9 protein-coding genes are annotated in these 12,551 nt (G+C 71.0%); all 9 read right to left on the bottom strand.

Translation table 11 applies throughout. From position 1 onward, the window contains the following. Positions 1-24: 24 nt before the first annotated feature. The 9 genes from AB0383_RS44560 to AB0383_RS44520 all read right to left on the bottom strand — a co-directional run bounded on the left by AB0383_RS44560 (position 25) and on the right by AB0383_RS44520 (position 12,501). Entirely contained in the window at positions 25-462 is a 438-nt protein-coding gene (locus tag AB0383_RS44560) for a response regulator (protein ID WP_220238953.1), read from the bottom strand. Further along, positions 459-2,057 carry an ATP-binding protein gene (locus tag AB0383_RS44555; protein ID WP_366190437.1) on the bottom strand — a complete coding sequence of 533 codons (1,599 nt, stop codon included), beginning with the start codon at positions 2,055-2,057 and terminating at the stop codon, positions 459-461. Before AB0383_RS44555 ends, AB0383_RS44560 begins: the two co-directional genes overlap by 4 nt. Continuing rightward, on the bottom strand, positions 2,054-3,283 hold the full coding sequence (locus AB0383_RS44550) for a SpoIIE family protein phosphatase (RefSeq protein WP_366190436.1): 1,230 nt from the start codon (positions 3,281-3,283) through the stop codon (positions 2,054-2,056). The genes AB0383_RS44555 and AB0383_RS44550 overlap by 4 nt, the downstream gene beginning before the upstream one ends. 209 nt (positions 3,284-3,492) lie before the next feature. Then, positions 3,493-5,088, bottom strand: coding sequence for an FMN-binding glutamate synthase family protein (locus tag AB0383_RS44545; RefSeq protein WP_366190435.1), 1,596 nt, complete (start codon positions 5,086-5,088; stop codon positions 3,493-3,495). Between the two features lie 151 nt (positions 5,089-5,239). Then, entirely contained in the window at positions 5,240-8,869 is a 3,630-nt protein-coding gene (gene metH / locus AB0383_RS44540; RefSeq protein WP_366190434.1) for a methionine synthase, read from the bottom strand. 158 nt (positions 8,870-9,027) lie between these two features. Continuing rightward, the gene (locus AB0383_RS44535; protein WP_366190433.1) at positions 9,028-9,612 is read right to left on the bottom strand and encodes a hypothetical protein; all 585 of its coding nucleotides are present in this window, start codon (positions 9,610-9,612) and stop codon (positions 9,028-9,030) included. 14 nt (positions 9,613-9,626) lie between these two features. Then, complete coding sequence (locus tag AB0383_RS44530; protein ID WP_366190478.1) at positions 9,627-10,157, bottom strand: sigma-70 family RNA polymerase sigma factor; 531 nt, start codon at positions 10,155-10,157, stop codon at positions 9,627-9,629. A gap of 109 nt (positions 10,158-10,266) precedes the next feature. Beyond that, the gene (locus AB0383_RS44525) at positions 10,267-10,764 is read right to left on the bottom strand and encodes a sigma-70 family RNA polymerase sigma factor (RefSeq protein WP_366190432.1); all 498 of its coding nucleotides are present in this window, start codon (positions 10,762-10,764) and stop codon (positions 10,267-10,269) included. A 117-nt stretch (positions 10,765-10,881) separates the two neighbouring features. Continuing rightward, on the bottom strand, positions 10,882-12,501 hold the full coding sequence (locus tag AB0383_RS44520) for a carboxylesterase family protein (RefSeq protein ID WP_366190431.1): 1,620 nt from the start codon (positions 12,499-12,501) through the stop codon (positions 10,882-10,884). Between the last annotated feature and the right edge of the window lie 50 nt (positions 12,502-12,551).

Below are 12,551 nucleotides of genomic sequence, written 5' to 3'. Positions count from 1 at the left end.
CGCCGCGCGCGCCACTGCCGGCGCTCAGCGCGGCAGCTTCACGACGGTGACGAAGAAGTCGTCGATCTGGCGCACGACCTCCACGAACCGGTCGAAGTCCACGGGCTTGGTCACGTACGCGTTGGCGTGCAGGTCGTAGCTGCGCAGGATGTCCTCCTCCGCCTCCGACGTCGTCAGCACGACGACCGGGATGCTGCGCAGCTCCGGCGTCGCCTTGACCTCGGCGAGCACCTCGCGCCCGTCCTTGCGGGGCAGGTTGAGGTCCAGCAGGATCAGGCCCGGGCGCGGCGCGTCGGCGTACCGGTCCTCGCGGCGCAGGAACTGCAGGGCCTCCACCCCGTCGGCCACCACGTAGAGCGCGTTGCGGATCTTGTGGTGCTCGAACGCCTCCTGCGTCATCAACACGTCGCCCGGGTCGTCCTCGACGAGCAGGATGTCGATGGGGGCCATGGTTTCGGTCATGCGTCCTCGTTCCCGGTTCGGGTCTCGATCAGGGGCTCGGTGTGCTCGGTCCGCGCTGGTTCCTGCTCGGGCGCCGGATCGGGCGCGGGCAAGGTGAAGCGGAAGCGGCTGCCTTCGGTCACCTCGGTGTCGAGCCAGATGCGGCCGCCGTGGAACTCCACGATCTTGCGGCACATCGCAAGCCCGATCCCGGTCCCGCTGTAGGCCGACTTGCTGTGCAGCCGCTGGAAGATCACGAAGATCCGCTCGGCGTACTGCTCCTCGATGCCGATCCCGTTGTCGGACACGGAGAACAGCCACTCGTCGCCCTGGCGCTCGGCGCTCACGCGGACGACGGGCGGGACTTCGCCGTGGAACTTCAGCGCGTTGTTGACCAGGTTCTGCAGCACGGCGGTGAGCAGCGGCCCTTCGCCCCGGACCCGGGGCAGCTCGTCGCGCTCGATCCGCGCGCCGGTCTCCTCGATCACGGGCTCGAGGTTGCCGAGCGCGTCGTCGAGCAGCTTCCCGGTGTCCACCACGGTCATCTCGCCCGCGCGGCGGCCCACGCGGGAGAAGGAAAGCAGGTCGTTGATGAGGTTCTGCATGCGCTTCGCGCCGTCGACGGCGAAGGCGATGTACTGCTCGCCGCGTTCGTCGAGCTGGCCTTTGTAGCGGCGTTCGAGCAGCTGGCAGAAGCTCGCGACCTTGCGCAGCGGCTCCTGCAGGTCGTGCGAGGCCACGTAGGCGAACTGCTCGAGGTCCGAATTGGACCGTTCGAGCTCCTGCGTGCGAGTGTCGAGCAGCTCGTGCGCCTGCTCCAGCTCGCTGACCTCGCTCACGATCCGCAGGCGCATCGCGTCGACGTCGGACCCCAGCTCCACGAGCTCGCGCGGGCCGGTGCCGCGCACGGGCCGGTGGATGTCGTCGGTGGCGGACACCGCGCGGACCTCGGCGGCCAGCCGCATGATCGGCACCGTGATCACGCGGCGCAGCCAGACCCACAGCAGGACCAACAGGATCACCACGAGCCCGGCGATCACGAGCAGCAGCACGGTGAGCTGGCTGGCGGCGCCGTTGAGGTCGGCCCGGCCGACGTCACGCGCGGCGGACACGTGCGCCGAGAGCGTGCCGAGGGTGGCCCGGACCCGGTCGAACAGCGTCTTGCCGGCATCGGCCGCGCCGACTCCGGGCGGCGGGGCTCCGGGTGACGTCGGCTTCGTGACCGCGTCCTGCCACGCGCCGGCGGCGCGCAGCACGGACTCGAGGTCGTCGCCGACCTGGGTGCCGGGCAGCGCACCGAGGCGGCGCAGCTCGGCCGCGGCGTCGTCCTGCTGCGTGCGGCCCGCCAGGTAGGGGTCGAGGAACTCGCGCCGGCCGGTGAGCAGGAACCCGCGGATGCCGGTCTCCTGGTTCAGCAGCGCCTGCGAAAGCGCGTTGGCCTGCAACAGCTGCGGGCCGCTCTGGTCGAGCAGACGGCTGCGGGCGTCGTTGAGGTTGCCCACCGCGAGGACCCCGCCGGCGACCGCCGCCAGCAGGAGCACCGCCTCGACGAGGCCGACCACCGAAACCCAGCGGCGGATCGGCCAGTGCGGCTGCGCTCGGACGTACCGGCTCACTCCGCGACCTCTTCACGATCTTCGAGGTACGTGAGCATGGTGAGGGCGACGTCGTCGTCGAGCGGGCCGGCGTTGAGCTCCTCGACACAGGTGATGAGCCGGTCGAGCACCACGCCGTGGCCGGTGTCCGGGCCGGCCTCGCCGAGGAGCTCGACGAGCAGCCGCGCCATCTCTTCGTGGCCGAGGCGCTCCGCTCCGCCGCCGACGCGGCCCTCGAAGATGCCGTCGGTGTAGAGCACGAGCGACCAGCCGGGTTCGAGGTCGACGTCCAGCGGGTCCCAGCGCGCGTCCGGGACGACGCCGAGCGGCACGCCCAGCTTTTCGCCGGACAGCAGGCGGCCGGTGCCGTCGCGGCTGATCAGCAGCGGGGGCGGGTGGCCGGCGAGGCTCATCCGCGCCGATCGGCGGTCGGGGGCGACGACGACCGTGCACAGCGTCGCGAACAGCGGGCGGATCCGCTCGTGCACGAGGACGCGCTCGACCGTCGCGAGCACGTCGGCCATCGGCATGCCGGCCAGCACCAGCGCGCGCCACGCGATGCGCAGCGCGACGCCGAGGGCGGCTTCGTCCGGGCCGTGGCCGCAGACGTCGCCGATCACCAGGTGCACGGTGCCGTCGGTGAGCTCCACGGCGTCGTAGAAGTCGCCCCCCAGCAGTGAGCCGTTGCGGCCCGGACGGTACTTCGACGCCAGCTCCAGGCGCGGGTCGGCGAGCAGCGGGGTGGGCAGCAGGCCGCGTTCCAGACGCGAGTTCTCGCTGGCCAGCAGCTGTTGCTGCAGTAGTTGCTGCTCCACCTGCTCGGTGCGCTTGCGCTCCCACGCGTAGCGCAGCGCCTTACCCAGCAGCGGGCCGTCGACCTGGTTCTTGCCGAGGTAGTCCTGGGCGCCAGCGGCGACGGCGGCGACCCCGGTGGTCTCGTCGTTCTGCCCGGTCAGCACCACCACTGCGGTGCCGGGCGCGTGCTGGCGCACCCGCGTGAGCCCGGTGAGACCCATGGCGTCGGGGAGCTGGAGGTCGAGCAGGATGCAGTCGGCGACGACCGGGCCGGCGAGGGCTTCGGCCAGCGTCCGCGCGCGGGCGAGAGTGGCCGGCACCGCGGCGTCGGCGAGCAGCTCTTCCACGATCAGGGCGTCGCCGTCGTCGTCCTCGATCAGGAGGACGCGCAACCGCGAACCCGGCGTGGCCGGAACGGCCGGCGGGAGCACCGGTGAGGTGTCCCGCTCCATGGTGTCCGGCAATTCCCTGTTGGACAGAGCAACCAGCCTTTCGAGAACCGTGCCGTCCCGATACCACCCGCGCGCGATTCGAGGCGACACGAAGGAGAGCCCTGGCGCGGACGAATCCACACCGGGGCTCGAAGGCTGCCTTTTCAACCTCCGCTCACCCTAGCCCGGCCGCAGCGTGCGGCCTATGCCGGACATACCGGAGCGTCCCGCTACACGGTGAACCGGTCGGGGTCCGCAGCCTTCCAGTCGACGGCCCACTCCTCGGGCGGCTCGGCGAGCAGCTGCCCCGGCTCCAGCCAGTCGTACAGCTCGGCGTAGGACCGCACCACGTGCGGGTCGAGGCGGCGGCGCAGCTGGTGCGGCGCGAGGTCGGCCGGGTCGGACACGCCCATCGCGGCCATGATCTGCAGGGCACCGGCGACTGTCGAGTGCTGGTAGCGCTGAACCCGCTGCGACTTGTCCCCGACGTCGAGCGCGCGCCCGCGCCGCGGGTCCTGCGTGGCGACGCCGACCGGGCACTTGTTGGTGTGGCAGCGCTGCGACTGGATGCACCCGACGGCGAACATCATCGCCCGCGCGGCGTTGGTGTAGTCGGCGCCTTGGACCAGGCGCTTCACCAGATCGGCGCCCGTGGCGACCTTTCCGCTGGCGCCCAAGCGGATGCGGTCGCGCAGGCCGGTGCCGACGAGTGCGTTGTGGACGGTGATGAGCCCTTCGGTGAGCGGCGTGCCGAGGTGGTCGGCGAACTCCAGCGGCGCGGCGCCGGTGCCACCCTCGGAACCGTCGACGATGATGAAGTCGGGCGTGACCTCTTCGTCCGCCATCGCCTTGCACAGCGCCAGCACCTGCCGCCGCGAGCCGACGCACAGCTTGAAGCCGGTGGGCTTGCCGTCCGCGAGCTCACGCATGCGCGCGACGAAGTGCACCAGCTCGCGCGGGGTGGAGAAAACGCGGTGGTACGGCGGGGAAATCACGGTCTGCCCGATCGGGACGTCGCGCACCCGGGCGATCTCGGCGTTGACCTTCGACCCCGGCAGCACCCCGCCGATCCCGGGCTTCGCACCCTGGGAAAGCTTGAGCGACACGCACTTCACGGCGTCGTGCTGCGCTTTGTCGGAGAACTCGGCGGCGTCGAAGTCGCCGTCGGAGGTGCGGCAGCCGAAGTAGCCGGTGCCGACCTCCCAGATCAGGTCTCCGCCGCCGCGCAGGTGGTACTCGGACAGCCCGCCCTCGCCCGTGTCATGCGCGAACCCGCCGAGCGCGGCGCCTTTGTTGAGCGCGAGGATCGCGTTGGCCGACAGGCTGCCGAAACTCATCGCGGAGACGTTCAGCAACGCCATGTCGTAGGGCTTCGTGCAATCCGGCCCGCCGATCCGCACGCGCGGCGGCGTCTCCGCCTGCTTGACCGGCGCCATGGAGGGCACGAGAAACTCGTAGCCGTCGGCGTACACGTCGCGCTCGGTGCCGAACGGCTCCTCCGCGTCGGTGCCCTTCGCGCGCTGGTAGACGATGCTGCGCACGCTGCGGTCGTACGGGCGCCCGTCGAAGTTGCGCTCGATGAAGTACTGCTGCAACTCCGGGCGGATGGCCTCCAGCAGAAACCGCGCGTGGCCGAGCACGGGGTAGTTGCGCAGCACGGAATGCTTCGTCTGCAGCAGGTCGTACACGCCGACCACCGTCGGCACCAGCAGCGGCCCGGCGAGGAACCACCACCACGCGTTGCCGGCCGCCAGCACCACCGCACCCGCCGCAACCACCACGAGCAGCGCCAGCGCGCCGAACCTCACCGCACTCAATCCACGCACGGGGAGAACGTAGCCGCAGCACCGCCTTTGCGCAGGTCCGGGCGGCCTTTCGAGCCGCCGGGCCAGATCGTTTCGTCCCGTTCGTGCCCGATCGACTACCGGAACCGGACACAGCCGACGTGGTGTGACCCACGCCGGCCGTGCTTCCGGATCAGTAGGCCAGGTTCGGCCGCAGCCAGCGCTCCACCTCGTCCAGGTCCAGGCCACGCCGGCGGGCGTAGTCCTCGACCTGGTCGCGGCCGAGGCGCCCGACGGTGAAGTAGCGGGACTCGGGGTGCGCGAAGATCAGGCCGCTGACGGCGGCGGCCGGAGTCATCGCGTACGACTCGGTGAGGTCGATACCGAGCTCGCGGGCGCCGAGCAGGTCGAAGAGCTCCTTCTTCTCGCTGTGGTCAGGGCTCGCGGGGTAACCCAGCGCCGGGCGGATGCCGCGGAAGCGTTCGGCGTGCAGGTCCTCCAGCTTGGGCTGCGCGTCGGGCTCGAACCAGCGGCGGCGCGCCTCCAGGTGGATGAACTCGGCGAAGGCCTCGGCCAGGCGGTCGGCCAGAGCCTTGACCATGATGGCGCGGTAGTCGTCGTGCTCGGCTTCGTAGTGGTGCGCCAGATCCTCGGCGCCGTGGATGGCCACGGCGAAGCCGCCGAGGTGGTCGCCGGACGGCGCGATGTAGTCGGACAGGCAGCGGTTGGCGCGACCTTCGGGCTTCTTCGTCTGCTGGCGCAGCATGGGGAAACCGCGGCCGGCGTACTCGCCGTCGAGCAGGATGTCGTCGCCCTCGGAGTGCGCCGGCCAGTAGCCGTACGAGCCGCGGGCGGTGAACGAGCCGTTGGCGATGATCTCGTCGAGCAGCGTGTTGGCGTCGTCGAAGAGCTCGCGCGCGACGGGCTGCTCCAGGATCGCCGGGTACTTGCCCTTGAGCTCCCAGGCCAGGAACAGGAACTGCCAGTCGACCATCTCGCGCAGCTCGGCGATCGTCGGCTCGACCACGCGCACGCCCGTGAACTCCGGCACGGGCACGTCGTCGAACGACACCTGCTCGCGGTTGGCGCGGGCCTGCCCGACGGTGAGCAACGGCGTCGCGTGGCGGTTCTCGTGCTGTTCGCGCAGCCGCTGCTGCTCCGCGCGGTTGGCGACGTCGAGCACGTCGGAACGCTCCGTGTCGAGCAGGTCGGACACCACGCCGACCACGCGCGACGCGTCGAGCACGTGCAGGGTGGAGTGGTCGTAGACCGGCGCGATCTTCACGGCCGTGTGCTGCTTCGACGTGGTGGCGCCGCCGATGAGCAGCGGCAGCTTCAGCCCGCGCCGCTGCATTTCAGTGGCCACGCTGACCATCTCGTCGAGCGACGGCGTGATCAGCCCGGACAGCCCGATCACGTCGGCGCTCTCGGCCACCGCCGTGTCGAGGATCCGCGCGGCGGGGACCATCACGCCGAGGTCGATCACCTCGTAGTTGTTGCAGCCCAGCACCACGCCGACGATGTTCTTGCCGATGTCGTGCACGTCGCCCTTCACCGTGGCGAGCACGACCTTCCCCTGGCCGCGGGAGGTCTCGATGCGGCCTTCGAGGCGCATCTTCTCCTTCTCCGCCTCCATGTACGGCTCCAGGTAGGCCACCGACCGCTTCATCACGCGGGCGCTCTTCACGACCTGCGGCAGGAACATCTTGCCGGAGCCGAACAGGTCACCGACGATCTTCATGCCGTCCATCAGCGGGCCCTCGATCACCTCGAGCGGCCGGTCGAACTGCTGACGCGCCTCTTCGGTGTCGGCCTCGATGAAGTCGACGATGCCGTGCACCAGCGCGTGCGAAAGCCGCGCGCCGACCGGGCCCTCACGCCAAGACAGGTCGACAGTTCGCTTGGTACCGCTGCCCTTCACCGTCTCGGCGAACTCGACGAGCCGGTCGGTCGCGTCCTCACGGCGGTCGAAGAGCACGTCCTCGACGAGCTCCAGCAGGTCCTTCGGGATGTCCTGGTAGACGGCGAGCTGACCCGCGTTGACGATGCCCATGTCGAGCCCGGCGCGCACGGCGTGGAACAGGAACGCCGAGTGCATCGCCTCGCGCACCACGTCGTTGCCGCGGAAGGAGAACGACAGGTTCGAGATGCCGCCGGACGTGTGCGCGCCGGGGCAGCGCTCCTTGATCCGGGGCAGGGCCTCGATGAAGGCCTTGGCGTAGCCGTTGTGCTCGCTGATGCCGGTGGCGACGGCCAGCACGTTCGGGTCGAAGATGATGTCCTCGCCCGCGAAGCCGGCCTGCTGCGTGAGCAGGTCGTAGGCGCGGGCGCAGATGTCCACCTTGCGCTGTGCGGTGTCAGCCTGGCCCTTCTCGTCGAAGGCCATCACGACGACACCGGCGCCGTAGTCGCGGATGCGGCGGGCCTGCTCCAGGAACGGGCCCTCGCCCTCCTTGAGGCTGATGGAGTTGACCACGCCCTTGCCCTGCACGCACCGCAGGCCGGCTTCGAGCACGCTCCAGCGCGAGCTGTCGATCATCACCGGGATGCGCGCGACCTCGGGCTCGGTGGCGATGAGGTTGAGGAACGTGGTCATCGCCTGCACGGAGTCGAGCAGGTCGGCGTCCATGTTCACGTCGAGCAGGTTGGCGCCGCCGCGCACCTGCTCCAGCGCGACGTCCACGGCCGCCTGGTGGTTGTCGCCCTCGATGAGGCGGCGGAATTTCGCGGACCCCGTGACGTTGGTGCGCTCGCCGATCATCACGAACCCGGTGTCCTCGCCGATCGTGAACGGCTCCAGCCCGCTGAAGCGCGAGCGGTGCGCCGGCTCGGGCACCTCGCGCGGTGCCAGGCCCTGCACGGCTTCGGCGATCTTCGCGATGTGCGCGGGCGTGGTGCCGCAGCAGCCGCCGACGATGTTGACCATGCCCTCGCCCGCGAACTCGCCGAGCATGCCGCCGGTCTCGGCGGGCGTCTGGTCGTAGCCGCCGAACGCGTTGGGCAGGCCGGCGTTGGGGTGGCACGCGGTGTAGGTGCCCGCGATCTTCGCCAGCTCCTCCACGTGCGGGCGCATCTCCGCGGCACCCAGCGAGCAGTTCACGCCGACGACCAGCGGTTCCGCGTGGGCGACGGAGCTCCAGAACGCCTCCACCGTCTGCCCGGACAGCGTGCGGCCCGACAGGTCCACGATCGTCACGGAGATCCACAGCGGCAGGTGCGGTGCGACCTCGCGCGCGGCCGTGATGGCGGCCTTGGCGTTGAGGGTGTCGAAGATCGTCTCGATGAGCAGCAGGTCGACACCGCCGTCGGCGAGCGCCTGGATCTGCTCGGCGTAGGACGCCTTGACCTCGTCGAAGGTCACCGCACGGAACGCCGGGTCCTCGACGCGCGGCGAGAGGGAAAGCGTGACGTTCAGCGGGCCGATGGAGCCGGCCACGAAGCGGCCGCCGAACTCGTCGGCCGCCTGGCGCGCCAGCGCGGCCGCGCGCAGGTTCATCTCGCGCACGTGGTCCTGCAGGCCGTAGTCGGCCTGGCCGATGCTGGTGGCGGTGAAGGTGTTGGTGGTCGTGATGTCCGCGCCCGCGGCCAGGTACTGGCGGTGGACGTCGAGGATCACGTCGGGCCGGGTCAGGTTCAGCAGGTCCGGGTCGCCGGTGACGTCCTTGGGGTGTCCCTCGAGCCACTCGTCGCGGTAGTCCTCGGGGGTCAGACCGGCGCCCTGCAGCATCGTGCCCCACGCGCCGTCGAGCACAGCGATGCGCTGGTCGAGCAGGTCCCGCACGCTTTTAGTCCTGCGCTGCTGGGTCATGCGCTGCTGGGTCATGCCACCTCCGTCGTAGTCACGGAGGCGCCCTTCGGTTCACAGTGGAGCCGGCCGAGCGTGGCGGACTCACGTGGTCCGTTGCAGCGCCTCTCGACCTTGGTAGTCGAGACTACCGGATCCCCCTGTTACAGGCAGCCGCCGTTCACACTCCGGGACGGTCAGTCACCGAGCGGCGCACCCCGCCACTTCCACTCCGTCCGCCGTGACCTGCCCGGCAACGCGATCCGGCCCGCGCACCAGCGGAGGCCGTCCCACGGGTCGGACGCCGGGGCCTCACCGGGGAACAGCCGCGCGACGACGTTCGCGCAGACCTCGCGGGGCGGGTCGAGCTCGGTGCCGAGTCCGGTGGCCAGGTCTTCGCCGTGCAGCAGGAGTTCGGCGCAGCCCATGGCGGCGAAGCCGGCCGGATCGGCGCGGCCGGTGGGGTGGTAGGCCCGGGTGTCTTCCGCGCTCGTGCTGACGGCCGCTTGAAGGAGGCGGGCGCCGGTGAGGGCAAGCTCCAGGAGTTCCTGGGGCGTGGCGCCTTCATCGGCCTTCGCGAGGAAGCGCACGTAGTGGTCTTGCGGCGCGCTGACCACCTGGGCGGCGTAGGACATCAGCACGTCCCCGACGTGCTCCGCGGTCTGGCGGCAGTCCCAGTCGAGCTCGCCGGCTGTGCGGGTCCAGTCCTGGGTGACCGTGGGGCGAAGCGTGTTTTCGACGCTTTCCAGCGCTCGGCCGAGGTCCGCGGCGGTGACGGTCATGGGGTCATGGTGCCTCAGCCGGGGTTGAGCTCCTTGCGCAACCGGGTGAGCGCCCGGTGCTGCTGCACGCGGACAGCGCCTGCGGTGAGGCCCAGCGCCTCGGCGGTCTCCTCGGCGGACAGGCCGATGATCACGCGCAGGACGAGGATCTCGCGCTGCCGGTCGGGCAGGACCCGCATGAGGTCGGTCATGCGCTCGTCCAGCGCCTGCCGCTCGACGACCAGCCTGGCACCGCGGCGCGCGTCGGCGACCTTCTGCTGGGCGATTCCGTACACGAGAGCGAGAAACGCCAGGTCATCGACGCGGTGACCGGGCAGCGCCCTGAGTATTTCGAGACAGACCTCCTGCGCGAGGTCGTCCGCACGCGCGAATCCGCCGTGCTGCCGCCCGATCCGGGCCCGGCAATACCGCACGACCAGCGGCCGCACGGTCAGCAGGAGCTGGACGATCGCCTCACGGTCGCCCTTCGCGGCCTCGGCGACGACGTCGAGGCCCGCGGGCACGATGCGGGCCGAGGTGGAGTCGGAGGCCAGGTCCTGGCTCATCACCCGGTTCTTGACCTGAGCCAGCATCTTGTCGAGTTCCAGCTCCTCCCGCAGGGCGCCGGTGAAGGCGCTGTCCGCGGCGGCCAGCCAGCCGGGTACGTACTTCCGGTCAGTCATCGTGGTCTCCTCCTTCCGTTTCCCGCAGTTGCGCGTGGAGGTCGTCGAGCCGCTTGCGCGCGTGGCGCAGGTTGGACCGGACCGTGCTCACCCGCGTGGACAGCAGCGCGGCGATCTCCTCGGTCGAGTAGCCGTCGATGTACCAGGCCAGCACTTCGCGCTGCCGCGACGGGAGCCGGCTCAGCGCCTGCACGATCAGCTCGCGCTCCTCGTACCCGGCCGAGCCGTTCGCAGCGGCAGCCGGATCTTCTTGCGGGGTCCAGTCCTCTCGCTCCTGCCGCCGGCGGTGCTCGTTGGCGATCCGCAAGCCGGCCTTGCGCACCCAGGCTTTCCGGTGCGTGATGCCGTCCCACAAAGCCAACGCCTTCGTCATGGCCTCCTGGGCGGCGTCCTCGGCGGTGGCCCGGTCGTGGCCGTGCTTGCGCAGGAAGCCGACGAGGAGCGGGAAGTCAGCGCGGAAGAAGTCGTCGAAATCGGCACGATCGCTCACCCGGCATCGCTCTCCCTCCCCTGCGCAAGCCGTTCGACAGTAGGAGCGCGACACGGGGCCGAACGTGCAACGACACCGGAAAACACCCGCGCGTCGCAGAGCAGATGCGTCAGGGAGTCACGGGGTGTTCCGATGCCAGAACGTGCAGTGGTGGTCGGCGGCGAAGCCGGGGTCCGGGTGGAGACCGTCGGCCGCGAGCGAGACGACCGAGCCGGCCGGCCAAGACGACAGCGGGCTGCCGTGGACAAAGGCCGCCCAAGCGTCGACCATCTGGTCGGACAGGGACTTCTGCGCCGGGGTGAGGGCGGCCGGGTGGCCGTCGAGGTCGAACAGGTACGGGAGTTCGAACGTGTGCGCCGCGCCGAGCGGGAAGGGGGCCGGGACGCCGGTGGCGGCCGGGGAGGTGGCGTCGGTGAAGTCGTAGCGCCAGACCGACGGCAGGGAGCGCGACAGCTGGTCGGCCACGCAGGAGAAGGACGAGTCCGTGACGGCCGCCGCGTAGGCGCGGGAAGCGTTGCCGCCGAAGGAGGACGGTGGGTATTCGGCCGCGACGGCCGTCGCGTCGGGGAAGTAGCGCGCGAGGGCGGCGGGGTAGCCGGCCGGGGTGATGGGCGGGGCACCGGCCGCGAGCTGCTGGGCGAGGAAGTAGGTGAACTCGTCGTGGGTCGTGCCCATGAGCACCGGCACGGGGGCGGCGGAGCCGTGCCGGACGGCTGTGACCGGGTCGGCCGGCAGGACCGTGCCGCCGGTGACCGGGCCGGGAATCTCGATGCCGGCCAGCGAGTAGTAGACGGGGGCGGTGGCCAACTTCGCCACCGGCAGCGCGCGCAGGCAGGCGGCGGCCGTGGCGCGGTCCGGGCAGCCGTGGGCCGTCGAATAGTCCACACTGGACTTTCCGGCCGCCGCGAGGGTGGCCTGCGCCTGGCACGGGGCGCTTTGGACGATCGCCGCGCGGAAGAGGCCGCGGGAACCGGGGGCGACGAGGTGGTCGCACACCGACATGCCGCCCGCGGACTCGCCGGCGATGGTCACGGCGTCGGGGTCGCCGCCGAAGGCCGCGATGTTGTCGTGGACCCAGCGCAGGACCTGTTGCTGGTCGAGGAAACCGTAGTTGCCGGGCTGCGCGCCCAGGGCCGGGTCGGCGAGGAAACCCAGCGCTCCCAAGCGGTAGTTGATCGTGACGACGACCGCGCCGCCGCGCACGACCAGCCGGGTGGCGTCGTAGCCGTCACCGCCGCCGTCGAGGAAGGCGCCGCCGTGGATCCACACGAGCACGGGGCGTTTCGTCGTCGAAACGGGCGGCGTCCAGACGTTGAGGTACAGGCAGTCCTCGTTCGTGCCGGCCGCGGTGCCCTGCGGGCAGCGTGGACCGGGGGCCGTGGCGTCGCGCTCGGCGGTCCAGGACGCGGGCGGGGCCGGTGGCTGCCAGCGGCGCTCGCCGACCGGTGGCGCCGCGTACGGAATCCCTTGGAACACACGGTGATCCGGAGTCACCGTGCCGAGGACCGGGCCCGACGCCGTGCGCACGACCTCGCCCAGCCGCCCGATCGCCGCGTCCGAAGCCGCGCAGGCCGACGCGGCCACCGCGAGCACGAGGAGCACCACCGCGAACCCGCGCCGCCGCACCAGAGCCTCCGCCACCGCGCGGACGATACCGGGCACCAAGATTTTTTCACGGTCCGGGATCCCCTCGCCGGAGCCGCGAATCGTGTCGGCACTGGTCTCGACGTCGGCCACCCGGCCAAAGTAGCTCACCACTAAGCAACTTCGACAGATCGCTGACGTAC

It is taken from the genome of Amycolatopsis sp. NPDC051373, from assembly GCF_040689465.1.
In the GTDB taxonomy this organism is placed as follows: Bacteria; Actinomycetota; Actinomycetes; order Mycobacteriales; family Pseudonocardiaceae; genus Amycolatopsis.
The sequence above is the reverse complement of the archived record's forward strand: the minus strand, read 5'-3'. Positions and strand labels throughout refer to the sequence as shown.

Coding starts and splice junctions, on each gene's coding strand:
- AB0383_RS44560 (WP_220238953.1), bottom strand. CDS start 462: ATGACCGAAACCATGGCCCCCATCGACATCCTGCTCGTCGAGGACGAC.
- AB0383_RS44535 (WP_366190433.1), bottom strand. CDS start 9,612: ATGACCGTCACCGCCGCGGACCTCGGCCGAGCGCTGGAAAGCGTCGAA.
- metH (WP_366190434.1), bottom strand. CDS start 8,869: ATGACCCAGCAGCGCATGACCCAGCAGCGCAGGACTAAAAGCGTGCGG.
- AB0383_RS44530 (WP_366190478.1), bottom strand. CDS start 10,157: ATGAGCCAGGACCTGGCCTCCGACTCCACCTCGGCCCGCATCGTGCCC.
- AB0383_RS44550 (WP_366190436.1), bottom strand. CDS start 3,283: ATGGAGCGGGACACCTCACCGGTGCTCCCGCCGGCCGTTCCGGCCACG.